32 protein-coding genes and 1 tRNA gene are annotated in these 26,921 nt (G+C 63.0%); all 33 read left to right on the top strand.

Going from position 1 to position 26,921, the window contains the following annotated elements:
* Positions 1-157: 157 nt before the first annotated feature.
* Positions 158-233: transfer RNA gene (locus AC5JLE_RS20345), tRNA-Trp, on the top strand.
* 49 nt (positions 234-282) lie between these two features.
* Complete coding sequence (gene secE / locus AC5JLE_RS20340; RefSeq protein ID WP_014646044.1) at positions 283-696, top strand: preprotein translocase subunit SecE; 414 nt, start codon at positions 283-285, stop codon at positions 694-696.
* 10 nt (positions 697-706) lie between these two features.
* The gene (gene nusG, locus AC5JLE_RS20335; RefSeq protein ID WP_004154362.1) at positions 707-1,267 is read left to right on the top strand and encodes a transcription termination/antitermination protein NusG; all 561 of its coding nucleotides are present in this window, start codon (positions 707-709) and stop codon (positions 1,265-1,267) included.
* Between the two features lie 258 nt (positions 1,268-1,525).
* Positions 1,526-1,954, top strand: coding sequence for a 50S ribosomal protein L11 (rplK, locus tag AC5JLE_RS20330; protein ID WP_004145248.1), 429 nt, complete (start codon positions 1,526-1,528; stop codon positions 1,952-1,954).
* A 4-nt stretch (positions 1,955-1,958) separates the two neighbouring features.
* The gene (gene rplA, locus AC5JLE_RS20325; protein ID WP_014646045.1) at positions 1,959-2,657 is read left to right on the top strand and encodes a 50S ribosomal protein L1; all 699 of its coding nucleotides are present in this window, start codon (positions 1,959-1,961) and stop codon (positions 2,655-2,657) included.
* A 386-nt stretch (positions 2,658-3,043) separates the two neighbouring features.
* Positions 3,044-3,580 carry a 50S ribosomal protein L10 gene (gene rplJ, locus AC5JLE_RS20320; RefSeq protein WP_010480377.1) on the top strand — a complete coding sequence of 179 codons (537 nt, stop codon included), beginning with the start codon at positions 3,044-3,046 and terminating at the stop codon, positions 3,578-3,580.
* 63 nt (positions 3,581-3,643) lie between these two features.
* The gene (gene rplL, locus AC5JLE_RS20315) at positions 3,644-4,012 is read left to right on the top strand and encodes a 50S ribosomal protein L7/L12 (RefSeq protein WP_014646047.1); all 369 of its coding nucleotides are present in this window, start codon (positions 3,644-3,646) and stop codon (positions 4,010-4,012) included.
* Positions 4,013-4,341: 329 nt separating this feature from the next.
* Positions 4,342-8,496: a DNA-directed RNA polymerase subunit beta gene (rpoB, locus tag AC5JLE_RS20310; protein ID WP_014036099.1), complete on the top strand. Its 4,155-nt coding sequence runs from the start codon at positions 4,342-4,344 to the stop codon at positions 8,494-8,496.
* Between the two features lie 89 nt (positions 8,497-8,585).
* On the top strand, positions 8,586-12,809 hold the full coding sequence (gene rpoC, locus AC5JLE_RS20305; protein WP_496065574.1) for a DNA-directed RNA polymerase subunit beta': 4,224 nt from the start codon (positions 8,586-8,588) through the stop codon (positions 12,807-12,809).
* 284 nt (positions 12,810-13,093) lie between these two features.
* A complete protein-coding gene (gene rpsL / locus AC5JLE_RS20300) occupies positions 13,094-13,468 on the top strand; it encodes a 30S ribosomal protein S12 (RefSeq protein ID WP_004145320.1) in 375 nt (124 codons plus the stop codon).
* Positions 13,469-13,480: 12 nt separating this feature from the next.
* Positions 13,481-13,954, top strand: a complete 474-nt coding sequence (gene rpsG / locus AC5JLE_RS20295; protein WP_004145321.1) for a 30S ribosomal protein S7 — start codon at positions 13,481-13,483, stop codon at positions 13,952-13,954.
* Positions 13,955-14,095: 141 nt separating this feature from the next.
* A complete protein-coding gene (gene fusA, locus AC5JLE_RS20290; protein ID WP_014646050.1) occupies positions 14,096-16,237 on the top strand; it encodes an elongation factor G in 2,142 nt (713 codons plus the stop codon).
* A gap of 52 nt (positions 16,238-16,289) precedes the next feature.
* Positions 16,290-17,480 carry an elongation factor Tu gene (gene tuf, locus AC5JLE_RS20285; RefSeq protein WP_014036096.1) on the top strand — a complete coding sequence of 397 codons (1,191 nt, stop codon included), beginning with the start codon at positions 16,290-16,292 and terminating at the stop codon, positions 17,478-17,480.
* A 332-nt stretch (positions 17,481-17,812) separates the two neighbouring features.
* Positions 17,813-18,124 carry a 30S ribosomal protein S10 gene (rpsJ, locus tag AC5JLE_RS20280; protein ID WP_005408208.1) on the top strand — a complete coding sequence of 104 codons (312 nt, stop codon included), beginning with the start codon at positions 17,813-17,815 and terminating at the stop codon, positions 18,122-18,124.
* Positions 18,125-18,135: 11 nt separating this feature from the next.
* Positions 18,136-18,786, top strand: a complete 651-nt coding sequence (rplC, locus tag AC5JLE_RS20275; protein WP_004145336.1) for a 50S ribosomal protein L3 — start codon at positions 18,136-18,138, stop codon at positions 18,784-18,786.
* A gap of 12 nt (positions 18,787-18,798) precedes the next feature.
* Positions 18,799-19,404: a 50S ribosomal protein L4 gene (gene rplD, locus AC5JLE_RS20270; RefSeq protein WP_004145337.1), complete on the top strand. Its 606-nt coding sequence runs from the start codon at positions 18,799-18,801 to the stop codon at positions 19,402-19,404.
* On the top strand, positions 19,401-19,700 hold the full coding sequence (gene rplW, locus AC5JLE_RS20265; RefSeq protein ID WP_004145338.1) for a 50S ribosomal protein L23: 300 nt from the start codon (positions 19,401-19,403) through the stop codon (positions 19,698-19,700). Before rplD ends, rplW begins: the two co-directional genes overlap by 4 nt.
* Positions 19,701-19,710: 10 nt before the next feature.
* Entirely contained in the window at positions 19,711-20,538 is an 828-nt protein-coding gene (rplB, locus tag AC5JLE_RS20260) for a 50S ribosomal protein L2 (RefSeq protein WP_004145339.1), read from the top strand.
* Between the two features lie 6 nt (positions 20,539-20,544).
* Complete coding sequence (rpsS, locus tag AC5JLE_RS20255) at positions 20,545-20,814, top strand: 30S ribosomal protein S19 (RefSeq protein WP_005415413.1); 270 nt, start codon at positions 20,545-20,547, stop codon at positions 20,812-20,814.
* 12 nt (positions 20,815-20,826) lie between these two features.
* The gene (gene rplV, locus AC5JLE_RS20250; protein WP_004145348.1) at positions 20,827-21,162 is read left to right on the top strand and encodes a 50S ribosomal protein L22; all 336 of its coding nucleotides are present in this window, start codon (positions 20,827-20,829) and stop codon (positions 21,160-21,162) included.
* Between the two features lie 18 nt (positions 21,163-21,180).
* Positions 21,181-21,915, top strand: a complete 735-nt coding sequence (gene rpsC / locus AC5JLE_RS20245; RefSeq protein ID WP_004145350.1) for a 30S ribosomal protein S3 — start codon at positions 21,181-21,183, stop codon at positions 21,913-21,915.
* A 5-nt stretch (positions 21,916-21,920) separates the two neighbouring features.
* On the top strand, positions 21,921-22,334 hold the full coding sequence (gene rplP / locus AC5JLE_RS20240) for a 50S ribosomal protein L16 (protein WP_004154486.1): 414 nt from the start codon (positions 21,921-21,923) through the stop codon (positions 22,332-22,334).
* A complete protein-coding gene (gene rpmC, locus AC5JLE_RS20235; RefSeq protein ID WP_004154487.1) occupies positions 22,334-22,519 on the top strand; it encodes a 50S ribosomal protein L29 in 186 nt (61 codons plus the stop codon). The genes rplP and rpmC overlap by 1 nt, the downstream gene beginning before the upstream one ends.
* 11 nt (positions 22,520-22,530) lie before the next feature.
* Positions 22,531-22,800, top strand: coding sequence for a 30S ribosomal protein S17 (gene rpsQ, locus AC5JLE_RS20230; RefSeq protein WP_004154489.1), 270 nt, complete (start codon positions 22,531-22,533; stop codon positions 22,798-22,800).
* Between the two features lie 12 nt (positions 22,801-22,812).
* Positions 22,813-23,181, top strand: a complete 369-nt coding sequence (gene rplN / locus AC5JLE_RS20225; protein WP_010483978.1) for a 50S ribosomal protein L14 — start codon at positions 22,813-22,815, stop codon at positions 23,179-23,181.
* A gap of 16 nt (positions 23,182-23,197) precedes the next feature.
* Positions 23,198-23,515, top strand: a complete 318-nt coding sequence (gene rplX, locus AC5JLE_RS20220) for a 50S ribosomal protein L24 (protein ID WP_004154490.1) — start codon at positions 23,198-23,200, stop codon at positions 23,513-23,515.
* Positions 23,516-23,526: 11 nt separating this feature from the next.
* The gene (gene rplE, locus AC5JLE_RS20215; protein WP_005415416.1) at positions 23,527-24,069 is read left to right on the top strand and encodes a 50S ribosomal protein L5; all 543 of its coding nucleotides are present in this window, start codon (positions 23,527-23,529) and stop codon (positions 24,067-24,069) included.
* An 18-nt stretch (positions 24,070-24,087) separates the two neighbouring features.
* A complete protein-coding gene (gene rpsN, locus AC5JLE_RS20210; protein ID WP_005408209.1) occupies positions 24,088-24,393 on the top strand; it encodes a 30S ribosomal protein S14 in 306 nt (101 codons plus the stop codon).
* Positions 24,394-24,651: 258 nt separating this feature from the next.
* Positions 24,652-25,050: a 30S ribosomal protein S8 gene (rpsH, locus tag AC5JLE_RS20205; protein WP_005408210.1), complete on the top strand. Its 399-nt coding sequence runs from the start codon at positions 24,652-24,654 to the stop codon at positions 25,048-25,050.
* Between the two features lie 18 nt (positions 25,051-25,068).
* Positions 25,069-25,593: a 50S ribosomal protein L6 gene (rplF, locus tag AC5JLE_RS20200; RefSeq protein WP_014646052.1), complete on the top strand. Its 525-nt coding sequence runs from the start codon at positions 25,069-25,071 to the stop codon at positions 25,591-25,593.
* A gap of 80 nt (positions 25,594-25,673) precedes the next feature.
* Entirely contained in the window at positions 25,674-26,033 is a 360-nt protein-coding gene (gene rplR / locus AC5JLE_RS20195; RefSeq protein ID WP_169411773.1) for a 50S ribosomal protein L18, read from the top strand.
* A gap of 161 nt (positions 26,034-26,194) precedes the next feature.
* On the top strand, positions 26,195-26,737 hold the full coding sequence (gene rpsE, locus AC5JLE_RS20190; protein ID WP_005408213.1) for a 30S ribosomal protein S5: 543 nt from the start codon (positions 26,195-26,197) through the stop codon (positions 26,735-26,737).
* Positions 26,730-26,921 carry a 50S ribosomal protein L30 gene (rpmD, locus tag AC5JLE_RS20185; RefSeq protein ID WP_005408214.1) on the top strand — a complete coding sequence of 64 codons (192 nt, stop codon included), beginning with the start codon at positions 26,730-26,732 and terminating at the stop codon, positions 26,919-26,921. Before rpsE ends, rpmD begins: the two co-directional genes overlap by 8 nt.

Here is a 26,921-nt window from a genome sequence, read left to right as displayed (position 1 = left end):
CCGCGAAGGCGGCCGTACCGTCGGCGCCGGCGTGGTCTCGAAGATCATCGAGTAAGCCTGCAGTACCGGTGGTTGCATAGCGCCGCCGGTTACGCGAATGGCGGGCCGGGAACCTCGGTCCGCCTTCGCCGTCTAAGGGAAGGCAAGTTTTCGACGTACGCCAGTAGCTCAATTGGCAGAGCAGCGGTCTCCAAAACCGCAGGTTGGGGGTTCGAGTCCCTCCTGGCGTGCCATCTGCCCACCTTACCCAGCGGCCTGCGCCGCTAAAGCAGACACAGCCGGATGAATAGCAAGATCGAACACTCCAAGGACAACTCCGCCAATGGTGGAGATATCGTCAAGTATGTCGCCGCATCGTTGCTGGTGCTGGCCGGTCTGTTCGTCTGGTTCTGGTTCTCCGCCGACTCCGGTCGCGCCGCCCAGCTGGGTGCGTGGGCGGGTCAGGTGCGTGCGTTGGCGGTCGTGGTCGGTCTGGTTGGCGGTATCGGCGTGTTCATGCTGACCGGCAAGGGGCGCGACACCCGCGAATTCCTCTCCGAGTCGCGCTTCGAACTGCGCAAGGTGGTCTGGCCGACGCGCCAGGAAGCCATCCGCATGACCTGGGTCGTGATCGTCGTGGTGCTCATCCTCAGCCTGCTGCTGGGTGGCTTCGACTTCCTGATCCAGAAACTGACTCAGTGGTTCCTGAGCCGCTAAGGAGAATTGCATGAAGCGTTGGTACGTCGTTCACGCCTATTCGGGCTTCGAGAAGTCGGTGGCGCAGGCCCTGCGCGATCGCATCGTCCGTGACGGCATGGAAGAGCGCTTCGGCGACGTCCTGGTCCCGACCGAAGAAGTGGTCGAGATGCGCGCTGGCCAGAAGCGCCGCTCCGAGCGCAAGTTCTTCCCGGGTTACGTGCTGGTCCAGATCGAGACCCACGAAGAAGCCGGTATTCCGCGCATCGACAACGAAAGCTGGCACCTGGTCAAGGAAACCCCGCGTGTGATGGGCTTCATCGGCGGTACTGCCGATCGTCCATTGCCGATCGCCGATTCCGAGGCCGAGGCCATCCTGAACCGCGTTCAGGAAGGTGTCGAGAAGCCGCGTCCGAAGGTGCTGTTCGAGCCGGGCCAGATGGTCCGCGTCACCGACGGTCCGTTCAATGATTTCAATGGCGTCGTCGAAGAAGTCAACTACGAGAAGAGCCGTCTGCGCGTCTCGGTGCTGATCTTCGGTCGTGCGACCCCGGTCGAGCTCGAGTTCGGCCAGGTCGAAAAGGCCGTCTGACCTGTCTGTAGCGTCGAGCATGGCTCGGCGTCGGACCAGAAACCGGGCCTGGCCCGGTTTCGTTCGTTTACCTGCCGCTTCAGGCATGTGAAGAAAAAACCTGTTATAGTGCGCGGCTCCCTGCTGGGAAAGCCAGCAGAACGAGGCCGCCGCTAGGTGGCCTTCAGCATGATTTCAAAACGCGATGCCGGGACGCGTGATTCCCGGTCCGATGGGGAGCCTGTTGTCGAAAGGCGCTAGCACCCGGAGAGCACTCACATGGCAAAGAAAGTTGTCGGTTACATCAAGCTGCAGGTGAAGGCCGGTCAGGCCAACCCCTCGCCGCCGGTCGGTCCTGCGCTGGGTCAGCGTGGTCTGAACATCATGGAATTCTGCAAGGCGTTCAACGCTGCCACGCAGAAGCTCGAGCCGGGTCTGCCGGTTCCGGTGATCATTACGGCCTACTCGGACCGTACGTTCACCTTCATCACCAAGAGCACCCCGGCTACCACCCTGCTGAAGAAGGCCGCTGGCATCTCGTCGGGCTCCAAGCGCCCGAACACCGAGAAGGTCGGCAAGGTCACCCGTAAGCAGCTGGAAGAGATCGCCAAGGCGAAGGAACCGGATCTGACTGCCGCCGACCTGGACGCCGCCGTGCGTACCATCGCTGGCTCTGCCCGTTCCATGGGCCTCGTGGTGGAGGGTTAATAAGATGGCACAGACCAAGCGTGAGAAGGCCATCAAGGCCGCCGTCGTTCCGGGCAAGGCGTACGCCTTCGAGGACGCGATCAACATCCTGAAGACCGCCACCAAGGCCAAGTTCGTCGAGTCGATCGACGTTGCCGTGCGCCTGGGCGTCGATGCGAAGAAGTCCGACCAGCAGGTCCGTGGCTCCACCGTGCTGCCGGCCGGTACCGGCAAGTCGGTCCGCGTCGCCGTGTTCGCTCCGGCCGGTGCCAAGGCTGATGAAGCCCTGGCCGCTGGCGCCGAAGCCGTCGGTATGGACGATCTGGCCGAGAAGATGCAGGCCGGTGATCTGAACTATGACGTCGTCATCGCGACCCCGGACGCCATGCGCGTCGTCGGTAAGCTGGGCACCGTGCTGGGCCCGCGCGGCCTGATGCCGAACCCGAAGGTCGGCACTGTTTCCCCGAACCCGGGTGAAGCCGTGAAGAACGCCAAGTCGGGTCAGGTCCGTTACCGCACCGACAAGGCCGGCATCATCCACTGCACCATCGGCAAGGCCGACTTCGCCGAAGACGCGCTGAAGTCGAACCTGACCGCGCTGCTGCTGGACCTGATCAAGGCCAAGCCGGCCACCTCGAAGGGCACCTACCTGCAGAAGGTTTCGGTCAGCTCGACGATGGGCCCGGGCGTCACCGTCGACCAGTCGTCGCTGACCCTGAAGTAATTGTTTCAAGCGGTCACGGTACCTTCGGTGCCGTGACCGTGACATTTGAAGGCATCGCTGGCAGTGCATCGCCTGCGGTAGCCGTCAAAGACCGCAGGCGCGGTCGTGGCAATACCGGCGACGGGCACGGAAGCTCGATCTGGCAAGGAGTCGCCGCCGGAGCAGTCATGAGCGCTTAATCGATTCCCCGGAATCACCCTGCGTAGATGGTGCCCTTCTGGAGTTTTTCTGGTTCACGCACGTCTGGGTTTCCCAGGTTGGCCCACTCCAGGTCTAGAACGGCCCACCCCCGGAACATCATCCCGATGTTCCCGGCGTCCAGGACGGATGCCGCACAGGACCGCACACGGCAGGAGCCGTAAGCGGAGTTCAATAGGAGGAGTGCAATGGCTCTCAATCTGTCCCAGAAGCAAGAAGTAGTCGCCGAGCTGGCAGACGTCGCCGCCAAGGCCCACTCCTTGATCGCAGCCGAATACGCTGGCACCACGGTCGCCCAGATGACCGCGATGCGCAAGCAGGCTCGTGAAACCGGTGTTTTCTTGAAGGTTGTCAAGAACACCCTGGCTTCGCGCGCCGTTGAAGGCACCGAGTTCGCAGTCGCCCAGGACCAGATGGTTGGTCCGCTGCTGTACGCGTTCTCGCTCGAGGAGCCCGGCGCTGCCGGTCGCCTGATCAAGGAAGCCGCCAAGGGCAACGACAAGCTGAAGGCTAAGGTCGTCGCCATCGGTGGCGAAGTGTTCCCGGCAAGCCACGTCGAAGTGCTGGCCTCGCTGCCGACCCGCGACCAGGCCCTGGCCATGCTGGCCCGCGTCCTGACCGAGCCGGTCACGATGTTTGCCCGCGCCATCAAGGCCGTTGGCGAGAAGCAGGGGGGTGGCGATGTCGCCGCCGACGCTGCCGAGCCGGCCGCCGAGACCGCCTGAGTTTCGACTTACCGTGGTTCCTGACGGAACCTCAACCCAGAAAATCATCCAAAGGTATTAATCATGTCCCTTACCAACGAACAGATCGTCGACGCCATCGCCGAGAAGTCCCTGATGGAAGTGATGGAGCTGGTCAAGGCCATCGAAGAGAAGTTCGGCGTCTCCGCCGCTGCTCCGGTTGCCGTGGCTGCTGCCGCTGGCCCGGCCGCTGCTGTTGAAGAGCAGACCGAGTTCACCGTCACCCTGAAGACCGCCGGCGAGAAGAAGGTCGAGGTCATCAAGGCCGTCCGCGCCATCACCGGCCTGGGCCTGAAGGAAGCGAAGGACCTGGCCGAAGCCGGTGGCGTCCTGAAGGAAGGCGCTTCGAAGGAAGACGCCGAGAAGATGAAGAAGGACCTGGAAGCTGCTGGCGCGACTGTCGAAGTCAAGTAAGCAGTTACCTTGCATCGTCACCGATTCACGGCGATGCAGCCAAGGCTGGGGGCGTAAGCCCCCGGCCTTTGGTCGTTGTTGCGGTACCGGTAGGGTCGACTGTTAGTCGACTGTTTCAAAAGCAGGAAAAAGCCCAACACGGGCTGCAGTCAAACCCCGGCAGGCCAGCGCACGGCGCGGCAGCGGGGGAGTGGTAGCAGACGAGTTGGCAGTTGGAAGTAGCGGGAGAAGGCGTGCTGGTGCCGGCAATACCAGCGACTTCCAACTGACAATTTCAAGTTCCCTTCGGATCGTGGGCGCACGATCCGCACAACAAGGTGGAAGACCTCATGACGTCCTATTCGTTCACCGAAAAAAAGCGTATCCGCAAGGATTTCGGCAAGCAGCGCTCGATTCTCGAAGTGCCGTTCCTGCTCGCCATCCAGGTGGATTCCTATCGTGAATTCCTGCAGGAAAACGTCGATCCGGCCAAGCGCACGGACCACGGCCTGCACGCTGCGCTGAAGTCGGTCTTCCCGATCGCCAGCTACAGCGGCAATGCTGCCCTGGAATACGTCGGCTACAAGCTGGGCGAACCGGTCTTCGACGAGCGTGAGTGCCGCCAGCGCGGCATGAGCTACGGCGCCCCGCTGCGCGTGACCGTGCGCCTGGTGATCTACGACCGTGAGTCGTCGACCAAGGCCATCAAGTACGTGAAGGAGCAGGAGGTCTATCTGGGCGAAATCCCGCTGATGACCGAGAACGGCACCTTCATCGTCAACGGCACCGAGCGCGTCATCGTCTCGCAGCTGCACCGCTCGCCGGGCGTGTTCTTCGACCACGACCGTGGCAAGACCCACAGCTCGGGCAAGCTGCTGTACAGCGCCCGCATCATTCCTTACCGCGGCTCCTGGCTGGACTTCGAGTTCGACCCGAAGGACGCGCTGTTCACCCGTATCGACCGTCGCCGCAAGCTGCCGGTGTCGATCCTGCTGCGCGCGCTCGGCTACAGCAACGAAGAGATGCTGGCCGAGTTCTTCGAGATCAACACCTTCCACATCAACCCGGATGAAGGCGTCCAGCTGGAGCTGGTGCCGGAGCGCCTGCGTGGCGAAACCCTGGGCTTCGACCTCGCCGACGGCGACAAGGTCATCGTGGAAGCCGGCAAGCGCATCACCGCGCGCCACATCAAGCAGCTGGAAGCCTCGGGCATCGCCGCCCTGGCCGTGCCGGACGACTACATCGTCGGCCGCATCCTGTCGCACGACGTGGTCGATGCCTCGACCGGCGAACTGCTGGCCCAGGCCAACGACGAGATCACCGACGAGCAGCTGCAGGCCTTCCGCAAGGCCGGCGTCGATGCGGTCGGCACCCTGTGGGTGAACGACCTGGATCGTGGCCCGTACCTGTCCAACACCCTGCGCATCGATCCGACCAAGACCCAGCTGGAAGCCCTGGTCGAGATCTACCGCATGATGCGTCCGGGCGAGCCGCCGACCAAGGATGCCGCGCAGAACCTGTTCCACAACCTGTTCTTCACCTTCGAGCGCTACGACCTGTCCGCGGTCGGCCGCATGAAGTTCAACCGTCGCGTGGGCCGCAAGGAAACCACCGGCGAAGCCGTGCTGTACGACAGCAAGTACTTCGGTGAGCGCAACGACGAAGAGTCCAAGCGCCTGGTCGCTGCCCACGGCGACAGCTCCGACATCCTGGACGTGATCAAGGTCCTGACCGAGATCCGCAACGGTCGCGGCGTGGTCGATGACATCGATCACCTGGGCAACCGTCGCGTGCGTTCGGTCGGTGAAATGGCCGAGAACGTGTTCCGCGTCGGCCTGGTCCGCGTCGAGCGCGCGGTCAAGGAGCGCCTGTCGATGGCCGAGTCGGAAGGCCTGACCCCGCAGGAACTGATCAACGCCAAGCCGGTCGCCGCTGCCATCAAGGAGTTCTTCGGCTCCTCGCAGCTGTCGCAGTTCATGGACCAGAACAACCCGCTGTCGGAAGTGACTCACAAGCGTCGCGTCTCGGCCCTGGGCCCGGGCGGTCTGACCCGTGAGCGCGCCGGCTTCGAAGTGCGCGACGTGCACCCGACCCATTACGGCCGCGTCTGCACCATCGAAACCCCGGAAGGCCCGAACATCGGCCTGATCAACTCGCTCGCCGTGTATGCCCGCACCAACCAGTACGGTTTCCTCGAGACCCCGTACCGCAAGGTCGTGGACGGCAAGGTCTATGACGAAGTCGAGTTCCTGTCGGCGATCGAAGAAAACGAGTACGTCATTGCGCAGGCCAACGCCCTGACCAATGCCGACAGCGTGCTGACCGAGCAGTTCGTTCCGTGCCGCTTCCAGGGCGAATCGCTGCTGAAGCCGCCGGCGGAAGTCCACTTCATGGACGTCTCGCCGATGCAGACCGTGTCGATCGCGGCCGCGCTGGTTCCGTTCCTGGAGCACGATGACGCCAACCGCGCACTGATGGGCGCCAACATGCAGCGTCAGGCCGTGCCGACCCTGCGTGCGCAGAAGCCGCTGGTCGGTACCGGCATCGAGCGCGCCGTGGCGCGTGACTCCGGTGTGACCGTGAACGCCCGTCGTGGTGGCGAGATCGTGCAGATCGACGCGGCCCGCATCGTGGTCAAGGTCAACGAGGAAGAGATCGTTGGCGCCACCGACGCAGGCGTGGACATCTACAACCTGGTCAAGTACACCCGTTCGAACCAGAACACCTGCATCAACCAGCGCCCGCTGGTCCAGGTCGGTGACGTCATCGCCCGCGGCGACGTGCTGGCCGACGGTCCGTCCACCGACATCGGCGAACTGGCCCTGGGCCAGAACATGCTGATCGCGTTCATGCCGTGGAACGGCTACAACTTCGAAGACTCCATCCTGCTCTCCGAGCGCGTGGTGGAAGAGGATCGTTACACCACGATCCACATCGAAGAGCTGACCTGCGTCGCGCGTGACACCAAGCTGGGGCCGGAGGAAATCTCCGCCGACATCCCGAACGTCTCCGAGCAGGCGCTGAACCGCCTGGACGAGAGCGGCGTGGTGTACATCGGCGCGGAAGTCCGTGCCGGCGACATCCTGGTCGGCAAGGTCACCCCGAAGGGCGAAAGCCAGCTGACCCCGGAAGAGAAGCTGCTGCGCGCGATCTTCGGCGAGAAGGCTTCGGACGTGAAGGACAGCTCGCTGCGCGTTCCGCCGGGCATGGACGGCACCGTCATCGACGTGCAGGTCTTCACCCGCGACGGCATCGAGAAGGACAAGCGCGCCCGCCAGATCGAAGAGTCTGAAATCAAGCGCGTCAAGAAGGACTTCGACGACCAGTTCCGCATCCTGGAAGCCGCCATCTACATGCGTCTGCGTTCGCAGATCGTGGGCAAGGTGGTCAACGGTGGCGCTGGCCTGAAGAAGGGTGACGTGATCACCGACGCCTTCCTGGACGGCCTGAAGAAGGCTGACTGGTTCGCCCTGCGCATGAAGGACGAGGACGCTTCGGAAGCCATCGAGCGCGCGCAGAAGCAGATCCAGGCGCACGAGAAGGAGTTCGAGCGTCGCTTCGCCGACAAGCGCGGCAAGATCACCGCCGGTGACGACCTCGCTCCGGGCGTTCTGAAGATGGTCAAGGTGTTCCTGGCCGTGAAGCGCCGCATCCAGCCGGGCGACAAGATGGCTGGCCGCCACGGCAACAAGGGTGTGGTCTCCAACGTGGTGCCGGTCGAGGACATGCCGTACATGGCCTCGGGCGAAACCGTGGACATCGTGCTGAACCCGCTGGGCGTGCCGTCGCGCATGAACATCGGCCAGATCCTGGAAGTGCACCTGGGCTGGGCCGCCAAGGGTCTGGGTCGCAAGATCCAGGCGATGATGGAAGCCCAGGCGGCGGTCGCCGACCTGCGCAAGTTCCTGGACGACATCTACAACCACGACGACACCAACGTGGCCAACCGTGTCGACCTGTCGCAGTTCAGCGACGAGGAACTGCTGCGCCTGGCCCGCAACCTGACCGACGGCGTGCCGATGGCTACCCCGGTGTTCGACGGCGCCACCGAAGCGGAAATCAAGCGCATGCTGGAACTGGCCGACCTGCCGAGCAGCGGCCAGACCCAGCTGTACGACGGCCGCACCGGTGAAGCCTTCGATCGCCACACCACCGTTGGCTACATGCACTACCTGAAGCTGAACCACCTGGTCGACGACAAGATGCACGCCCGTTCGACCGGTCCGTACTCGCTCGTCACCCAGCAGCCGCTGGGCGGCAAGGCGCAGTTCGGCGGCCAGCGCTTCGGTGAAATGGAAGTCTGGGCGCTGGAAGCCTACGGCGCGGCCTACACCCTGCAGGAAATGCTGACGGTGAAGTCCGATGACGTGCAAGGCCGCAACCAGATGTACAAGAACATTGTCGACGGTGAGCACGAGATGGTCGCGGGCATGCCGGAATCCTTCAACGTGCTCGTGAAGGAAATCCGCTCGCTGGCCATCAACATGGAACTGGAAGACAACTGATCCATGCCGGCGCGGCGGCCTCCGCCGCCGCGCCGCTGGCAGTCAACTGAAAGCCCATCGACACAGCATTCCTCCTTCTGGAGAACACCATGAAAGACCTGCTCAACCTCTTCAACCAGCAGCGCCAGACGCTGGACTTCGACGCGATCAAGATCGCGCTGGCCTCGCCGGACCTGATCCGTTCGTGGTCCTTCGGCGAAGTGAAGAAGCCGGAAACCATCAACTACCGTACCTTCAAGCCGGAACGCGACGGCCTGTTCTGCGCCGCCATCTTCGGCCCGGTGAAGGACTACGAGTGCCTGTGCGGCAAGTACAAGCGCATGAAGCACCGCGGCGTGGTCTGCGAAAAGTGCGGCACCGAAGTGACCCTGGCCAAGGTGCGCCGTGAGCGCATGGGCCACATCGACCTGGCGTCGCCGGTCGCGCACATCTGGTTCCTGAAGTCGCTGCCGTCGCGCATCGGCCTGATGCTGGACATGACCCTGCGCGATATCGAGCGCGTGCTGTACTTCGAAGCGTACGTGGTGACCGAGCCGGGCCTGACCGCCCTGGAGCGCCGCCAGCTGCTGACCGAAGAACAGTACCTGCAGGCCCGCCAGGAGCACGGTGACGACTTCGACGCCGCCATGGGCGCCGAGGCCGTGTACGAACTGCTGCGCACGATCGACCTGCAGTCGGAAATGACCCGCCTGCGCGAGGAAATCGCCGCTACCGGCTCGGAAACCAAGCTCAAGCGTCTCACCAAGCGCATCAAGCTGATCGAGGCCTTCCTGGAATCGGGCAACCGTCCGGAATGGATGGTCATGACCGTGCTGCCGGTGCTGCCGCCGGACCTGCGCCCGCTGGTCCCGCTGGATGGCGGCCGCTTCGCGACCTCCGACCTGAACGACCTGTACCGCCGCGTCATCAACCGCAACAACCGCCTGCGCCGCCTGCTCGAGCTGAGCGCGCCGGACATCATCGTGCGCAATGAAAAGCGCATGCTGCAGGAATCGGTCGATGCGCTGCTGGACAACGGCCGTCGCGGCCGTGCCATCACCGGCACCAACAAGCGCCCGCTGAAGTCGCTGGCCGACATGATCAAGGGCAAGCAGGGTCGCTTCCGCCAGAACCTGCTCGGCAAGCGCGTCGACTACTCGGGCCGTTCGGTCATCGTGGTCGGTCCGTACCTGCGCCTGCATCAGTGCGGCCTGCCGAAGAAGATGGCGCTGGAGCTGTTCAAGCCGTTCGTCTTCGCCAAGCTGCAGCGTCGTGGCCTGGCCACCACCATCAAGGCCGCCAAGAAGCTGGTCGAGCGCGAAGAAGCCGAAGTCTGGGACATCCTGGAAGAGGTCATCCGCGAGCATCCGGTGATGCTGAACCGTGCGCCGACCCTGCACCGTCTGGGCATCCAGGCGTTCGAGCCGGTGCTGATCGAAGGCAAGGCGATCCAGCTGCACCCGCTGGTCTGCGCCGCGTTCAACGCCGACTTCGACGGTGACCAGATGGCCGTCCACGTGCCGCTCTCGCTGGAAGCCCAGCTGGAAGCGCGTGCGCTGATGATGTCGACCAACAACATCCTGTCGCCGGCCAACGGCGAGCCGATCATCGTGCCGTCGCAGGACGTCGTGCTGGGTCTGTACTACATGACCCGCTCGCTGGAAAACAAGAAGGGCGAGGGCATGGCCTTCGCCAACATCGCCGAAGTGAAGCGTGCCTACGACAACCGCGTGGTGGAACTGCACGCCAAGGTCAAGGTCCGCATCACCGAGGTGGTGACCGACGAAGACGGCAACAAGCAGAACAAGACCTCGATCGTGGACACCACGATCGGTCGCGCCCTGCTGGCTGAAATCCTGCCGGAAGGCCTGCCGTTCGCGCTGGCCAACACCGAGCTGACCAAGAAGAACATCAGCCGCCTGATCAACTCCAGCTACCGCCAGCTGGGCCTGAAGGACACGGTCGTGTTCGCCGACAAGCTGATGTACACCGGCTTCGCCTACGCGACCCGCGCCGGCGTCTCGATCGGCATCGACGACATGCTGATCCCGGACGAGAAGAAGGGCATCCTCACCGAGGCCGAAGCCGAAGTGCTGGAAATCCAGGAGCAGTACCAGTCGGGCCTGGTCACCGCCGGCGAGCGCTACAACAAGGTGGTCGACATCTGGTCGCGCACCAACGAGCGCATCGCCAAGGCGATGATGGACACCATCGGTACCGAGAAGGTGGTCAATGCCAAGGGCGAGACCATCGACCAGAAGTCGATGAACTCGCTGTACATCATGGCCGACTCCGGTGCGCGTGGTTCGCAGGCGCAGATCCGTCAGCTGGCCGGCATGCGCGGCCTGATGGCCCGCCCGGACGGCTCGATCATCGAGACGCCCATCAAGGCGAACTTCCGCGAAGGGCTGAACGTGCAGGAGTACTTCAACTCCACCCACGGTGCCCGTAAGGGTCTGGCCGATACCGCGCTGAAGACCGCGAACTCGGGTTACCTGACCCGTCGTCTGGTCGACGTCGCGCAGGACGTGGTGATCACCGAGGTGGATTGCGGTACCACCGAAGGCCTGATCATGACCCCGATCGTGGAAGGCGGCGACGTGGTCGAGCCGCTGAAGGACCGCGTGCTGGGTCGCGTGGTTGCCGAGGACGTGTTCCTGCCGGGCAACGACGAGGATCCGATCGTCACCCGCAACACCCTGCTCGACGAAGCCTGGGTCGCCAAGCTGGAAGATGCCGGCGTGCAGACCATCAAGGTCCGCTCGACCATCTCCTGCGAATCGGCGTTCGGTGTCTGCTCGCGCTGCTACGGCCGCGACCTGGCCCGTGGCCACCTGGTCAACATCGGTGAAGCGGTCGGCGTCATCGCCGCGCAGTCCATCGGTGAGCCGGGTACCCAGCTGACCATGCGTACGTTCCACATCGGTGGTGCGGCGTCGCGAGCTGCAGCGGTCGACAACATCACCGTCAAGACCACCGGCTCGGTCAAGTTCAGCAACCTCAAGTCGGTCGAGCATGCCAACGGCTCGCTGGTCGCAGTGTCGCGCTCGGGCGAAATCTCGGTGCTCGATGCCCACGGCCGTGAGCGTGAGCGTTACAAGCTGCCGTACGGTGCGACCATCACGTCCAAGGACGGTGATGCGATCAAGGCTGGCCAGACCGTGGCCAACTGGGATCCGCATAACCACCCGATCGTGTCGGAAGTGGCCGGCTTCATCCGCTTCATCGACTTCGTTGATGGCATCACCGTCATCGAGAAGACTGACGAGCTGACCGGCCTGGCTTCGCGCGAAATCACCGATCCGAAGCGTCGTGGTACCCAGGCCAAGGACCTGCGCCCGATCGTGCGCATCGTCGACGCCAAGGGCAACGACCTGTCGATTCCGGGCACCGACCTGCCGGCGCAGTACCTGCTGCCGCCGCGTTCGATCGTCAACCTGCAGGACGGCGCCCCGGTGGGCGTGGGCGACGTCGTCGCCAAGATCCCGCAGGAAGCGTCGAAGACCCGCGACATCACCGGTGGTCTGCCGCGCGTGGCCGACCTGTTCGAAGCGCGCAAGCCGAAGGATCCGGCGGTGCTGGCCGAGCGTTCGGGCATCATCAGCTTCGGCAAGGACACCAAGGGCAAGCAGCGCCTGATCATCAAGGACACCGATGGTTCGGAGCACGAAGAGCTGATCCCGAAGTACCGCCAGGTCATCGTGTTCGAAGGCGAGCATGTCACCAAGGGTGAAACCATCGTGGACGGCGAGCCGAGCCCGCAGGACATCCTGCGCCTGCTGGGCGTCGAGCCGCTGGCGGCCTACTTGGTGAAGGAAATCCAGGACGTGTACCGCCTGCAGGGCGTGAAGATCAACGACAAGCACATCGAGGTGATCACCCGCCAGATGCTGCGCAAGGTCGAGATCACCGATCAGGGCAGCAGCAAGTTCCTGAACGGCGAACAGGTGGAGCGTCAGCGCGTTATCGAGGAAAATGCGCGCCTGTCGGCCCGCAACGAGCTGCCGGCGCACTTCGATCCGGTCCTGCTGGGTATCACCAAGGCGTCGCTGGCGACCGAATCGTTCATCTCGGCCGCTTCGTTCCAGGAAACCACCCGCGTGCTGACCGAAGCGGCCGTCCGCGGCACCTCGGACAACCTGCGTGGCCTGAAGGAAAACGTCATCGTGGGTCGCCTGATTCCGGCCGGTACCGGCCTGGCGTACCACAGCAACCGCCGTCGCGGCGCTTCCGGTCTCACCGAGTCGGAAATGCAGACCCTGGCCGGTACCCCGGTCGCGGTCGAGGCAACGGTGGTTGAAGCCGAAGCTGAACAGGCGTCGGGCGAAGAATGAGGTAGCCGGTCCGGCCGCAAGGCCGGACCACCCCATCGGTCCATCGATGGGATTGGGAAAGGGCAGGGGAGATCGTCCGCGATCGACCCTGTCAACCTGAACGGGGTACATGGAGGCCCCCCAGTAACGTCCCGGGATCAGGGACGGGCTTGACAGGAGGCGTTTGACTGCTTTCCTGGCAGGTTGCTACAATCGTCTGTCTCAGCAGGCCAGAATTTCGGCCTGCTTTAACATTTCCGCATCTCTGGTCGGATTTTCCGGCCACCAATCAGAAGAACCTACTGATGGCGACGATCAACCAGCTGGTCCGCAAGCCGCGGCAAGCGACCACCTACAAGAGTGCCTCGCCGGCGCTCGACAAGTGCCCGCAGCGCCGTGGCGTCTGCACCCGTGTCTACACCACCACTCCGAAGAAGCCGAACTCGGCTCTGCGCAAGGTTGCCAAGGTCCGCCTGACCAACCAGGAAGAAGTGATTTCCTACATCGGTGGTGAAGGCCACAACCTGCAGGAGCACTCCGTGGTCCTGATCCGCGGCGGTCGCGTCAAGGACCTGCCGGGTGTGCGTTACCACACCGTTCGTGGCTCGCTCGACGCCGCCGGCGTTGCCAAGCGTCGCCAGGCCCGTTCCAAGTACGGCGCCAAGCGTCCGAAGGCATAAGGAGAGAGCACTATGTCGCGTAAGGGTAATACTCCGCAGCGTTCCGTCCTGCCCGATCCGAAGCACGGAAGCGAAACCATCGCCCGCTTCATCAACATGGTCATGCAGAGCGGCAAGAAGTCCGTCGCCGAAAAGATCGTGTACGGCGCCATGGACGTGATCACCGAGAAGAACAGCAGCGCCAACGCCATTGAACTGGTGCAGAAGGCTCTGGACAACGTCGCTCCGGCGGTCGAAGTCAAGTCGCGTCGCGTCGGTGGTGCCACCTACCAGGTGCCGGTCGAAGTGCGTTCGTCGCGCAAGATGGCCCTGGCCATGCGCTGGCTGATCGACTCCGCGCGCAAGCGTGGTGAGAACACCATGCCGAAGAAGCTGGCTGCTGAACTGATCGACGCCTCGGAAAACCGTGGCGGCGCCATCAAGAAGCGCGAAGAAACCCACCGCATGGCCGAAGCCAACAAGGCATTCGCCCACTACCGCTGGTGAGTTTGACGGCCTTGTAAAACAGGCAGGGCAGCACCACTTCGGTGCGTGCTGCCTCGCGGTCCCAGAAGGGCTGCGCCAATCCGAAGGCCGCCGAAAGGCGGCGTTCGGCCATCCGAAATCCAAGAAATCTGAGAGGCTCCCGTGGCCCGTTCCACTCCCATCGAGCGTTACCGTAACTTCGGCATCATGGCTCACATCGATGCCGGCAAGACCACCACGTCCGAGCGCATCCTGTTCTACACCGGCAAGAGCCACAAGATCGGTGAAGTGCACGACGGCGCCGCCACCATGGACTGGATGGAGCAGGAGCAGGAGCGTGGCATCACGATCCAGTCCGCTGCCACCACCGCGTTCTGGAAGGGCATGGACAAGTCCCTGCCGGAGCACCGCTTCAACATCATCGACACCCCCGGGCACGTCGACTTCACCATCGAAGTGGAGCGCTCGCTGCGCGTGCTCGACGGTGCCGTCTTCGTCCTGTGTGCCGTCGGTGGCGTGCAGCCGCAGTCGGAAACCGTGTGGCGCCAGGCCAACAAGTACCACGTGCCGCGCATCGCGTTCGTCAACAAGATGGACCGCACCGGTGCCAACTTCCAGAAGGTCGTCGGCCAGCTGAAGGCCAAGCTGGGCGCGGTCGCCGTGCCGATGCAGCTGCCGATCGGCGCTGAAGACAACTTCAAGGGCGTTGTCGACCTGCTGAAGATGAAGGCCATCCATTGGGATGAGGCTTCGCAGGGCATGAAGTTCGAATACAGCGACATCCCGGCCGATCTGCAGGCGGCTGCCGAAGAGGCTCGCCAGTTCATGGTCGAGACCGCTGCCGAAGCCAGCGAAGAGCTGATGGAAAAGTACCTGGGCGGCGAAGAGCTGGCCGAGGCTGAAATCATCAACGCGCTGCGTACCCGCACCCTGGCCACCGAGATCGTGCCGATGTACTGCGGCTCGGCCTTCAAGAACAAGGGCGTGCAGGCCATGCTGGACGGCGTGATCCAGCTGCTGCCGTCGCCGGTCGACGTGCCGGACGTGAAGGGCGTGGACGTTGACGACGACACCGTCGAGATGACCCGCAAGTCGGACGACAAGGCTCCGTTCTCGTCGCTGGCCTTCAAGATCATCACCGACCCGTTCGTCGGCGCGCTGACCTTCTTCCGCGTCTACTCGGGCACCCTGAACGGTGGCGACACCGTGCTGAACTCGGTGAAGGGCAAGAAGGAGCGCATCGGTCGCATCCTGCAGATGCACTCGAACAACCGCGAGGAAATCAAGGAAGTTCTGGCTGGTGACATCGCTGCTGCCGTGGGCCTGAAGGACACCACCACCGGTGACACCCTGTGCGCCGTGGACGCGCCGATCATCCTGGAGCGCATGACGTTCCCGGAGCCGGTGATCTCGATGGCCGTCGAGCCGAAGACCAAGTCGGACCAGGAAAAGATGGGTCTGGCCCTGGGCCGTCTGGCGCAGGAAGATCCGTCGTTCCGCGTCAAGACCGACGAAGAATCCGGCCAGACCATCATCTCGGGCATGGGCGAGCTGCACCTGGACATCATCGTCGACCGCCTGAAGCGCGAGTTCAACGTTGAAGCTAACGTCGGCGCGCCGCAGGTGGCCTACCGCGAAACCATCACCCTGGCCGACGTCAAGTCGGACTACAAGCACGCCAAGCAGTCCGGTGGTAAGGGTCAGTACGGTCACGTCGTGATCGAGCTGTCGCCGATCACCGCTGAAGACCGTGCCGATCCGAAGCTGGCTCCGGCCATCAAGGACGACTTCCTGTTCATCAACGACATCACCGGCGGCGTGATCCCGAAGGAATTCATTCCGTCGGTTGAAAAGGGCCTGCGCGAAACCATCACCAGCGGTCCGCTGGCTGGCTTCCCGGTCGTGGACGTCAAGGTGAAGCTGGTGTTCGGTTCGTACCACGACGTCGACTCCTCGGAAATGGCGTTCAAGCTGGCTTCGTCGATGGCCTTCAAGCAGGGCTTCGCCAAGGCCAAGCCGGTGCTGCTGGAGCCGATCATGAAGGTCGAGATCGTGACCCCGGAGGATTACCAGGGTGACGTGATGGGCGACGTCAGCCGTCGTCGCGGCGTGCTGCAGGGTTCCGACACCACCGGTGACGGTTCGGCCAGCATCATCAACGCGATGATCCCGCTGGGTGAAATGTTCGGCTACGCCACTGCGCTGCGTTCGCAGACCCAGGGCCGCGCCACCTTCACCATGGAATTCGATCACTACGAGCCGGCTCCGACCAACATCGCCGAAGCCGTCATGAAGAAGGGCTGAGCCTCGCTCAGCCTCTCTTGAAACCACTTACGAACAATCAAGGTATAGAACAATGGCAAAGGGTAAGTTCGAGCGCACCAAGCCGCACGTCAACGTCGGCACCATCGGTCACGTCGATCACGGCAAGACCACGCTGACCGCCGCACTGACCAAGATCGGTGCCGAGCGCTTCGGTGGCGAGTTCAAGGACTACTCCTCGATCGACGCCGCGCCGGAAGAAAAGGCTCGTGGTATCACGATCTCGACCGCGCACGTCGAATACGAATCCCCGATCCGTCACTACGCCCACGTTGACTGCCCGGGCCACGCTGACTACGTCAAGAACATGATCACCGGTGCCGCCCAGATGGACGGCGCGATCCTGGTGTGCTCGGCCGCTGACGGCCCGATGCCGCAGACCCGTGAGCACATCCTGCTGTCGCGCCAGGTCGGCGTGCCGTACATCGTCGTGTTCCTGAACAAGGCCGACATGGTCGACGACGCCGAGCTGCTCGAGTTGGTCGAGATGGAAGTGCGCGAACTGCTGAGCAAGTACGAGTTCCCGGGCGACGACACCCCGATCATCGCCGGTTCGGCCCGCCTGGCGCTGGAAGGCGACCAGAGCGACATCGGTGTGCCGGCCATCCTGAAGCTGGTCGACGCGCTGGACAGCTGGATTCCGGAGCCGGAGCGTGCGATCGACAAGCCGTTCCTGATGCCGGTGGAAGACGTGTTCTCGATCTCGGGCCGCGGCACCGTGGTGACCGGTCGTATCGAGCGTGGCGTGATCAAGGTTGGCGACGAAATCGAAATCGTCGGCATCCGTCCGGTGCAGAAGACCACCGTGACCGGCGTTGAAATGTTCCGCAAGCTGCTGGACCAGGGTCAGGCAGGCGACAACGCTGGCCTGCTGCTGCGCGGCACCAAGCGTGACGACGTCGAGCGTGGCCAGGTGCTGGCCAAGCCGGGCACGATCAAGCCGCACACCAAGTTCGAAGGCGAAGTGTACGTCCTGTCGAAGGACGAAGGCGGCCGCCACACCCCGTTCTTCAACGGCTACCGTCCGCAGTTCTACTTCCGCACCACCGACATCACCGGCGCAGCTGCGCTGCCGGAAGGCGTCGAAATGGTGATGCCGGGTGACAACGTCAAGATGGTCGTCACCCTGATCAACCCGGTGGCAATGGACGAAGGCCTGCGCTTCGCCATCCGCGAAGGCGGCCGTACCGTCGGCGCCGGCGTGGTCTCGAAGATCATCGAGTAATCTGGTAGTATCTGCGCCCCGATGTTGCCTGGGTAGGGCATCGGGGCGTATCAAATGGGAAAGCAGGCACAGGATGTGCCTTGTGTTCCCCGGACCAGGAAGGGTCAATGCCATTCAGGCGGCGTCAACAGGCGACTGTTGACAGCTGCCTTGCGTGCCATTATGCTTCTACGTCTGGGCAGGCCGGGAAACTGGTCTGCCTACGTTTTTGAGGTCCATGGAGTGACCTTGTCGGCCTGCAGGACTGCGGGCCGTCCGTATTCAGGAATTTCATGGGGCAAAGCAACCCAGAGGCTTTGTCTGTCGCTCTTTTAACGAAGGAACCTACCGCCATGGCGGACCAAAAGATCCGGATCCGGCTGAAAGCGTTCGATCATCGTCTGATCGACCGTTCGGCCAGCGAGATCGTTGAAACGGCAAAGCGGACCGGCGCGCAAGTGCGTGGCCCGATCCCGCTGCCGACCAAGATCGAGCGTTACACCGTTCTCGTCTCCCCGCACGTCGACAAGGACGCGCGTGACCAGTACGAGACCCGCACGCACAAGCGCGTGCTCGATATCGTTGACCCGAATGACAAGACCGTGGACGCGCTGATGAAGCTCGAACTGGCTGCCGGCGTCGACGTTCAGATCAAGCTGACCTGAGGACTACGACCATGACGAAGAAGTATTCGTTGGGCTTCGTGGGCCGCAAGGCCGGCATGAGCCGCGTGTTCACCGAAGATGGCCGTTCCATCCCGGTGACCCTGATCGAAGCAACCCCGAACCGCATCGCGCAGATCAAGACCGTCGAAACCGACGGCTACAGCGCCGTGCAGGTGACCGTCGGCGCGCGTCGCGCTGCCCTGGTCAACAAGCCGGAAGCCGGCCACTTCGCCAAGGCGAAGGTGGAAGCGGGTCGTGGCCTGTGGGAATTCCGCGTTGAAGACGCGCAGCTCGGCGATTTCGCCGTGGGCGGCGAAGTCAAGGCGGACATCTTCGAAGTCGGCCAGATCGTCGACGTCCAGGGTGTCACCAAGGGTAAGGGCTTCCAGGGCACCATCAAGCGCCACAACTTCCGTATGGGCGATGCAACCCACGGTAACTCGCTGTCGCATCGCGCGCCGGGTTCGCTGGGTCAGCGCCAGACCCCGGGTCGCGTTTTCCCGGGCAAGAAGATGTCGGGCCACATGGGCGCGGTGCAGCAGAGCACCCAGAACCTGGAAGTGGTCAAGGTCGACGTCGAGCGCGGTCTGATCGCCGTTCGCGGCGCCGTTCCGGGCGCGGCGGGTGGCGATGTGATCGTCCGTCCGGCGAGCAAGGCATAAGGAGAGATGACGATGGAACTCGTTATCACGGGTAGCAACAACAAGGTCTCGGTCTCCGACGCCGTGTTCGGTCGCGATTTCAGCGAAGATCTGGTCCACCAGGTCGTCGTTGCCTACCGCAACGCCGGTCGCGCCGGCACCAAGGCACAGAAGACTCGCTCCGAAGTGGCTGGTACCACCAAGAAGTCGAAGAAGCAGAAGGGCGGCGGCGCGCGTCATGGCGCACTGACGGCTCCGATCTTCGTCGGCGGCGGTGTCACCTTCGCGGCCAAGCCGCGCAGCTTCGAGCAGAAGGTCAATCGTAAGCAGTACCGTGCCGCCATGTGCGCGATCCTGTCCGAGCTGAACCGTCAGGGCCGTCTGACCATCGTGGAGTCCTTCGATGTCGAAGTGACCAACACGAAGGGTCTGATCGCCAAGCTGGCCGGCCTGGAAGTGGGCAAGCGCCCGCTGATCGTCACCGAAGAAGCGTCCGAGCACCTGTACCTGTCCGCCCGCAATCTGCCGTACGTGCAGGTGCGTGACGTCCAGGGTCTGGATCCGGTCTCGCTGGTGGGTGCCGACACGGTCGTCATCACCGCTGACGCGGTCAAGAAGGTCGAGGAGTGGCTGGCATGAACAGCAACGAAAAAATCTTCAGCGTGCTGCGTGCCCCGCGTGTCTCCGAAAAGACCGCGCGCCTGCAGGAACTCTCCAACCAGTATGTCTTCGAAGTTTCGAACGAAGCCACCAAGGCCGATGTAAAGGCCGCGGTTGAGCAGCTGTTCGACGTCAAGGTCGAAGCCGTCAACGTGGTCAACGTCAAGGGCAAGAACAAGTCCTTCCGTAACCGTGCTGGCCGCCGCGGCGATTGGCGCAAGGCGTACGTTCGCCTGGCCGACGGCCAGTCGATCGATGTAACGGCCAAGGCCTGAGGTACATCCCATGCCATTGATGAAATTCAAGCCCACTTCCCCCGGCCGCCGTTCGGCCGTGCGCGTGGTTACGCCCGACCTGCACAAGGGTGCTCCGCACGCCGCACTGGTCGAGTCGCAGAGCCGCTCGGGTGGCCGCAACCACCACGGCCGCATCACCGTGCGTCACGTCGGTGGTGGTGCCAAGCAGCACTACCGCATCATCGACTTCAAGCGCAACAAGCTGGGCATCCCGGCGCGCGTGGAACGCATCGAATACGATCCGAACCGCACCGCCCACATCGCCCTGCTGTGCTACGTCGATGGTGAGCGTCGCTACATCATCGCCCCGAAGGGCCTGAAGGCCGGTGATCAGGTGATCGCTGGTTCGGACGCCCCGATCAAGGCCGGCAACACCCTGCCGCTGCGCAACATCCCGGTCGGCACCACCATCCACTGCATCGAGCTGAAGCCGGGCAAGGGCGCTCAGATCGCTCGCGCCGCTGGTGCGGCCGTGCAGCTGGTGGCTCGCGAAGGCATCTACGCCACCCTGCGCCTGCGCTCGGGTGAAATGCGCAAGGTTCCGGTCGAGTGCTGCGCCACCATCGGCGAAGTCGGCAACGACGAGCACAGCCTGGAAAAGCTGGGCAAGGCCGGTGCCAAGCGTTGGCGCGGCGTCCGCCCGACCGTTCGTGGTGCTGCCATGAACCCGGTTGACCACCCGCACGGTGGTGGTGAGGCCAAGGCCGGCCAGGGTAACCCGCATCCGGTCACCCCGTGGGGTGTTCCGACCAAGGGTTACAAGACGCGCCATAACAAGCGCACTCAGCAGTTCATCGTCCGCGATCGTAGGGGCTAATCGACCATGGCACGTTCACTCAAGAAGGGCCCGTTCGTCGATCACCACCTCGTCAAGAAGGTGGAGGCCGCTGCGGGCAGCAAGAAGCCGATCAAGACCTGGTCGCGCCGTTCGATGATCCTGCCTGACATGGTAGGCATCACCATTGCCGTGCATAACGGCAAGAACCACATCCCGGTTCTCGTCAACGAGAACATGGTCGGCCACAAGCTCGGCGAATTTGCCATCACCCGGACCTTCAAGGGTCACGGTGGTGACAAGAAGTCGGGCAAGTAAGGAGAGATGACAATGGAAGCGAAAGCCATCCTGCGCACTGCGCGCATCTCCCCGCAGAAGGCTCGTCTGGTCGCTGACCAGGTGCGCGGTCTGCCGGCCGAACGTGCGGTCAACCTGCTGAAGTTCTCGGACAAGAAGGCTGCCCACCTGATCAAGAAGGTGGTGGAGTCGGCAATTGCCAACGCCGAGAACAACCAGGGCGCCGACGTCGACGAGCTGAAGGTTCAGACCATCATGGTTGATGAAGGTCCGACCCTGAAGCGTTTCATGGCGCGGGCGAAAGGCCGCGGTACCCGCATCCTCAAGCGCACCAGCCACATCACTGTGGTTGTGGGCGCCGCCAAGTAAGCGGATAAGGAAAAGACCATGGGTCATAAAGTTCATCCGATTGGTATCCGCCTCGGCATTTCCAAGGACTGGAACTCCAAGTGGTACGCCAACAAGGCCGAGTTCGCCGGTTACCTGGCAGCCGACCTGAAAGTGCGCGAAATGCTGCGCAAGAAGCTGGCCCAGGCCGGCATCAGCAAGATCCTGATCGAGCGTCCGGCCAAGACCGCTCGCGTGACGATCCACACCGCCCGTCCGGGCGTGGTGATCGGCAAGCGCGGTGAGGACATCGAGAAGCTGCGCAAGGAAGTGAGCGAGATGATGGGCGTCCCGGCGCACATCAACGTCACCGAAGTGCGCAAGCCGGAACTGGACGCGCAGCTCGTTGCCGAGTCGATCGCCCAGCAGCTGGAGCGTCGCATCATGTTCCGCCGTGCAATGAAGCGCTCGGTCGGCAACGCGATGCGCCTGGGTGCCCTGGGCATCAAGGTCAACGTTGGTGGCCGCCTCAACGGTGCTGAAATCGCCCGTTCGGAGTGGTACCGCGAAGGCCGCGTGCCGCTGCACACCCTGCGTGCCGACATCGACTATGGCTTCGCTGAAGCCAAGACGACCTACGGCATCATCGGCATCAAGGTCTGGATCTACAAGGGCGAGGTCTTCGATTTCTCCCAGGTTGGCCAGGAAAAGCAGGACGACACCCCGTCGCGCAACGATCGTCACGATCGCGGCGACCGTGGTGACCGTCAGCGCCCGGCCCGTGAAGCGAGGTAACGACAATGTTGCAACCCAAGCGAACCAAGTACCGCAAGGTACACAAGGGCCGTAACGATGGCCTGAGCTGGAGCGCCAACGCTGTCAGCTTCGGCGAATACGGCCTGAAGGCAACCGCACACGGTCAGCTGACCGCGCGTCAGATCGAAGCGGCCCGCCGCTCGATCAGCCGCTACGTCAAGCGCGGCGGCAAGATGTGGATCCGCGTGTTCCCCGACAAGCCCATCACCAAGAAGCCCATCGAAGTTCGAATGGGTTCGGGTAAGGGTAACGTGGAATACTGGGTGGCCCAGATCCAGCCCGGCCGCATGATCTATGAAATCGAGGGTGTTTCCGAGGAAGTGGCTCGCGAGGCGTTCCGCCTGGCCGCCGCCAAGCTCTCGGTCACCACCACTTTCGTGACCCGTACGGTGCGCTGATGGATATCAAAACTCTCCGTGAAAAGTCGGCTGACGAACTCAAGGCCCACCTGATCGACCTGCGTAAGGAACAGTTCTCTGTCCGTATGCAGCAGGTCACCGGCCAGCTGCCGAAGACCCACGACATTCGCCGGGTCCGTCGCGAGATTGCTCGCGTCAAGACCCTGCTCGGCAGCACGAAGTAAGGATGGCCGCTATGAGCGACAATACTGAAAAGAAGACGCTGCGCACGGTCGAAGGCCGTGTCGTCAGCAACAAGATGGACAAGACGGTTACCGTCCTGGTTGAGCGTCAGGTCAAGCACGCGCTGTACGGCAAGTACATCAAGCGCTCGACCAAGCTGCACGCCCACGATGCCGACAACGCCTGCAAGGAAGGTGATGTCGTCCGCGTGACCGAGATTGCTCCGATGTCCAAGACCAAGAACTGGCGCGTGGTGGAAGTCATCACGCGTGCGGCTGAATAAGGAGTCTGAATCATGATCCAGATGCAGAGCTACCTTGACGTCGCGGACAATTCGGGTGCCAAGCAGGTGATGTGCTTCAAGGTGCTGGGTGGTTCCAAGCGCCGTTACGCCGGCATCGGCGACATCATCAAGGTCACCGTGAAGGATGCGATTCCGCGCGGCAAGGTCAAGAAGGGTGAAGTGTATGATGCCGTCGTGGTGCGTACCCGCAAGGGTGTGCGTCGCGCCGACGGTTCGCTGATCCGCTTCGACGGCAACGCTGCCGTCCTGCTGAACAACAAGCAGGAGCCGATCGGTACCCGTATCTTCGGGCCGGTGACCCGTGAACTTCGTTCGGAGAAGTTCATGAAGATCGTCTCGCTCGCTCCCGAAGTGCTGTGAGCGACAGGAGATAATCATGGCTAACCGTATCAAGAAGGGCGACCAGGTTGTCGTCAACGCTGGCAAGGACAAGGGCAAGCAGGGCGAAGTCGTCCGCGTCGACGGCGACCGTGTGGTCGTCGCCAACGTGAACATCGTCAAGCGCCACACCAAGCCGAACCCGCAGGCAGGTGTTGCCGGCGGCGTGGTCGAGCGCGAAGCTTCGATCCATATCTCCAACGTGAACGTGCTGAACCCGGCTTCGGGCAAGGGCGAACGCGTTGGCTTCAAGGTGCTGGAGGATGGACGCAAACTGCGTGTGTTCCGCTCCAGCGGTGAGGCGCTCGACGCCTGAGGAATGTGAAGATGACTTCCCGTCTCGAAAAGATCTACAAGGAAGAAGTGGTGCCGGCGCTGATGAAGCAGTTCGGCTACACCAATCCGATGGAAGTACCGAAGCTCGTCAAGGTCACCCTGAACATGGGTGTCGGCGAGGCTGCCACCAACAAGAAGATCCTGGAAAACGCCGTCGCGGACATGACCAAGATTTCCGGCCAGAAGCCGGTTGTCACCAAGTCGCGTATCTCGGTTGCGTCGTTCAAGATCCGTGATGGTTGGCCGATCGGCTGCAAGACCACGCTGCGTCGCCACAAGATGTACGAGTTCCTGGACCGCCTGATCAACATCTCGCTGCCGCGCGTGCGCGACTTCCGTGGTGTTTCCGGTCGTTCCTTCGACGGCCGCGGCAACTTCAACATGGGTGTGAAGGAACAGATCATCTTCCCGGAAATCGACTTCGACGCCGTCGACGCGATCCGCGGTATGGATATCGCCATCACCACCACTGCGAAGACCGACGCGGAAGCGAAGGCGCTGCTGGCAGCGTTCAAGTTCCCGTTCCGTAACTGATCTGTCGAGGAAACCGAAATGGCAAAGACCTCCATGGTCAACCGCGACATCAAGCGGGAAAAGCTGGCCAAGAAGTACGCTGAGAAGCGTGCGGCTCTGAAGAAGATCGTGTCCTCCGTGGACGCGACCTACGAAGAGAAGATCGACGCCGCAACCAAGCTGGCCAAGCTGCCGCGCGATTCGTCGCCGAGCCGTCAGCGCAACCGTTGCGAGCTGTCGGGTCGTCCGCGTGGCGTGTACAGCAAGTTCGGCCTCGGCCGCAACAAGCTGCGCGAAGCCACCATGCGTGGCGACGTCCCGGGCCTGCGCAAGGCCAGTTGGTAATCCCAGCCGGCCCTGCGATCAGCAGCCCCTGCGGGGGCCGCTGAACCGGGGAGGGGAGGCGTTCAGCTTCCTTTCTGCGAAAAAACCCGAAGAGCCCGACGCAAGTCGGGCTCTTTTGGCGTATACTCCCGCGTCTTGCCCTGTGCAGACGGGGTTGTAGGAGTGGGCCCCGGCCCGCTGCATCAAGGGACCTGGCCCGTTTCCAGGAGACAACAGATTTTCGCGAAAGCGGATATCGGTGCACTCAAAGGTACTCATATGAGCATGACTGATCCCATCGCCGACCTGCTGGTCCGCATCAAGAATGCGGCCGCAGTTGGCAAGCAGACGGTGAAAGCCCCGTCGTCCAAGATCAAGGTTGCGATCGCCCAGGTCCTGAAGGACGAGGGTTACATCACCGACCTGCGCGTGACCCAGCTGGAAAACAACAAGTCCGAGCTGGAAATCGTGCTGAAGTATTTCGAAGGCAAGCCGGTCATCGCGACCCTGAAGCGCTTCTCGCGTTCGGGCCTGCGCCAGTACCGCGGCAAGAGCGAGCTGCCGAAGGTCATGAACGGCCTGGGTATCTCCATCATTTCCACCTCCAAGGGCATCATGACTGATGCGCAGGCGCGCCAGCTGGGCGTCGGCGGCGAAGTCCTGTGCTTCGTGGCCTAAGGCGAAAGGAGTAGAACTATGTCCCGCGTAGCCAAGAAGCCGATCACCCTGGGTAAGGTTGAACTGAACGTCCAGTCGGACAGCGTCACCGCCAAGGGCCCGAAGGGCACCCTGTCGCTGGCCAAGCCGGCCGGCATTGCCATCAACGTCGACAATGGCGTTGCCACCCTGAGCACCGAGAACGCCGAGCTGGTCGCACTGACCGGCACCGTGCGTGCGATCCTGTCCAACATGGTCAAGGGCGTGTCCGAAGGCTTCGAGCGCAAGCTGGAGCTGGTTGGCGTGGGTTACCGCGCTGCCATGCAGGGCAAGGACCTGAGCCTGTCGCTGGGCTTCTCGCACCCGGTCGTGTTCGTGGCGCCGGAAGGCATCACCATCACCACCCCGACCCAGACCGAGATCCTGGTCCAGGGCGCTGACAAGCAGGTCGTCGGTGAAGTCGCCGCCAAGATCCGTGCGTTCCGCAAGCCGGAGCCGTACAAGGGCAAGGGCGTGAAGTACTCCGACGAAGTCATCATCCGTAAGGAAGCCAAGAAGGCGTAAGTGCGAGTCCCTCGCAAGAGCCCGCACATCCATGTGCGGACTCCTCAGGGAGAAGCCCATCCTTCAGCTTTCAAGGAATAATCAAAATGAACAAGAACATCGCCCGCCTGCGTCGCGCCAAGTCGACCCGCGCCCACATCCGTGAGCTCGGCGTCGCCCGCCTGTCGGTGCTGCGCACCGGCCAGCACCTGTACGCCCAGGTCTTCACCGCTGACGGTTCGAAGGTGCTGGCTGCCGCCAACACCACCCAGACCGACGTCAAGGAAGGCCTGAAGAACGGCAAGAACGCCGATGCCGCTGCCAAGGTTGGCCGCATCGTCGCCGAGCGCGCCAAGGCCGCCGGCGTCGAGAAGGTTGCCTTCGATCGTTCGGGCTACCGCTACCACGGCCGCATCAAGGCCCTGGCAGAAGCGGCCCGCGAAGCCGGCCTGCAGTTCTAAGGGACAAGGGCAGGGGGCCGATGGCCTCCTGCCTGCCTGCTCGCCAGCCTGAGCGAGGCTGGACGGCGCCGCTCTTCTGCAGTGGCCCACCGGAACAACGCGTCACTCCACAACCATAAGCGGCCTCGAGCCGTACATACCCAAACAACCAAGGAATCAACATGGCAGAAGAGCGTCAGCAGCGGGGTCGCGATCGCGACCGTAACCGCGAAGAGAAGATCGACGACGGCATGATCGAAAAGCTGGTCGCGGTCAACCGCGTCAGCAAGACCGTCAAGGGTGGCCGCCAGTTCACCTTCACCGCCCTGACCGTTGTCGGCGACGGCGAAGGCAAGGTCGGTTTCGGTTATGGCAAGGCCCGCGAAGTGCCGGTCGCCATCCAGAAGTCGATGGAACAGGCCCGCAAGAACCTGGTCAGCGTTGACCTGAACAACGGCACCCTGTGGCACACCATCAAGGATGGTCACGGCGCAGCCCGCGTGTTCATGCAGCCGGCTTCGGAAGGTACCGGCGTGATCGCCGGCGGTGCCATGCGCGCCGTGCTGGAAGCCGTTGGCGTGAAGAACGTGCTGGCCAAGGCCACCGGTTCGCGCAACCCGATCAACCTGGTGCGTGCCACCGTGAAGGGCCTGTCTGCTGCGCAGTCGCCGGCTCGCATCGCGGCCAAGCGCGGCAAGAAGGTGGAGGAACTCAACCATGGCTAATGAGTCCAACAAGACTGTGAAGGTCCGCCTGGTGCGTGGCCTGCGTGGTACCCAGTCGCGTCACCGCCTGTCGGTGCGTGCCCTGGGCCTGAACAAGCTCAACGATGTGCGTGAACTGAAGGACAGCCCGCAGGTACGCGGCCTGATCAACAAGGTTCAGTACCTCGTCCAGGTTGAGGAGTAA

This window comes from Stenotrophomonas sp., from assembly GCF_059505245.1.
The sequence above is the reverse complement of the archived record's forward strand: the minus strand, read 5'-3'. Positions and strand labels throughout refer to the sequence as shown.

Excerpts from the sequence above, each read along its gene's own strand:
- rplD (WP_004145337.1), top strand. The coding sequence starts at position 18,799 with ATGGAACTCGTTATCACGGGTAGCAACAACAAGGTCTCGGTCTCCGAC.
- rplC (WP_004145336.1), top strand. The coding sequence starts at position 18,136 with ATGACGAAGAAGTATTCGTTGGGCTTCGTGGGCCGCAAGGCCGGCATG.
- rpsQ (WP_004154489.1), top strand. The coding sequence starts at position 22,531 with ATGAGCGACAATACTGAAAAGAAGACGCTGCGCACGGTCGAAGGCCGT.
- rplF (WP_014646052.1), top strand. The coding sequence starts at position 25,069 with ATGTCCCGCGTAGCCAAGAAGCCGATCACCCTGGGTAAGGTTGAACTG.
- rplV (WP_004145348.1), top strand. The coding sequence starts at position 20,827 with ATGGAAGCGAAAGCCATCCTGCGCACTGCGCGCATCTCCCCGCAGAAG.
- rpmD (WP_005408214.1), top strand. The coding sequence starts at position 26,730 with ATGGCTAATGAGTCCAACAAGACTGTGAAGGTCCGCCTGGTGCGTGGC.
- rplA (WP_014646045.1), top strand. The coding sequence starts at position 1,959 with ATGGCACAGACCAAGCGTGAGAAGGCCATCAAGGCCGCCGTCGTTCCG.
- rplN (WP_010483978.1), top strand. The coding sequence starts at position 22,813 with ATGATCCAGATGCAGAGCTACCTTGACGTCGCGGACAATTCGGGTGCC.
- rpsG (WP_004145321.1), top strand. The coding sequence starts at position 13,481 with ATGTCGCGTAAGGGTAATACTCCGCAGCGTTCCGTCCTGCCCGATCCG.
- rpoB (WP_014036099.1), top strand. The coding sequence starts at position 4,342 with ATGACGTCCTATTCGTTCACCGAAAAAAAGCGTATCCGCAAGGATTTC.
- rplK (WP_004145248.1), top strand. The coding sequence starts at position 1,526 with ATGGCAAAGAAAGTTGTCGGTTACATCAAGCTGCAGGTGAAGGCCGGT.
- rpoC (WP_496065574.1), top strand. The coding sequence starts at position 8,586 with ATGAAAGACCTGCTCAACCTCTTCAACCAGCAGCGCCAGACGCTGGAC.
- rpsJ (WP_005408208.1), top strand. The coding sequence starts at position 17,813 with ATGGCGGACCAAAAGATCCGGATCCGGCTGAAAGCGTTCGATCATCGT.
- rplX (WP_004154490.1), top strand. The coding sequence starts at position 23,198 with ATGGCTAACCGTATCAAGAAGGGCGACCAGGTTGTCGTCAACGCTGGC.
- rplE (WP_005415416.1), top strand. The coding sequence starts at position 23,527 with ATGACTTCCCGTCTCGAAAAGATCTACAAGGAAGAAGTGGTGCCGGCG.
- rpmC (WP_004154487.1), top strand. The coding sequence starts at position 22,334 with ATGGATATCAAAACTCTCCGTGAAAAGTCGGCTGACGAACTCAAGGCC.
- rplJ (WP_010480377.1), top strand. The coding sequence starts at position 3,044 with ATGGCTCTCAATCTGTCCCAGAAGCAAGAAGTAGTCGCCGAGCTGGCA.
- rpsN (WP_005408209.1), top strand. The coding sequence starts at position 24,088 with ATGGCAAAGACCTCCATGGTCAACCGCGACATCAAGCGGGAAAAGCTG.
- nusG (WP_004154362.1), top strand. The coding sequence starts at position 707 with ATGAAGCGTTGGTACGTCGTTCACGCCTATTCGGGCTTCGAGAAGTCG.
- rpsC (WP_004145350.1), top strand. The coding sequence starts at position 21,181 with ATGGGTCATAAAGTTCATCCGATTGGTATCCGCCTCGGCATTTCCAAG.
- rplP (WP_004154486.1), top strand. The coding sequence starts at position 21,921 with ATGTTGCAACCCAAGCGAACCAAGTACCGCAAGGTACACAAGGGCCGT.
- rplL (WP_014646047.1), top strand. The coding sequence starts at position 3,644 with ATGTCCCTTACCAACGAACAGATCGTCGACGCCATCGCCGAGAAGTCC.
- rplW (WP_004145338.1), top strand. The coding sequence starts at position 19,401 with ATGAACAGCAACGAAAAAATCTTCAGCGTGCTGCGTGCCCCGCGTGTC.
- rplB (WP_004145339.1), top strand. The coding sequence starts at position 19,711 with ATGCCATTGATGAAATTCAAGCCCACTTCCCCCGGCCGCCGTTCGGCC.
- tuf (WP_014036096.1), top strand. The coding sequence starts at position 16,290 with ATGGCAAAGGGTAAGTTCGAGCGCACCAAGCCGCACGTCAACGTCGGC.
- rpsL (WP_004145320.1), top strand. The coding sequence starts at position 13,094 with ATGGCGACGATCAACCAGCTGGTCCGCAAGCCGCGGCAAGCGACCACC.
- secE (WP_014646044.1), top strand. The coding sequence starts at position 283 with ATGAATAGCAAGATCGAACACTCCAAGGACAACTCCGCCAATGGTGGA.
- rpsE (WP_005408213.1), top strand. The coding sequence starts at position 26,195 with ATGGCAGAAGAGCGTCAGCAGCGGGGTCGCGATCGCGACCGTAACCGC.
- rpsS (WP_005415413.1), top strand. The coding sequence starts at position 20,545 with ATGGCACGTTCACTCAAGAAGGGCCCGTTCGTCGATCACCACCTCGTC.
- rpsH (WP_005408210.1), top strand. The coding sequence starts at position 24,652 with ATGAGCATGACTGATCCCATCGCCGACCTGCTGGTCCGCATCAAGAAT.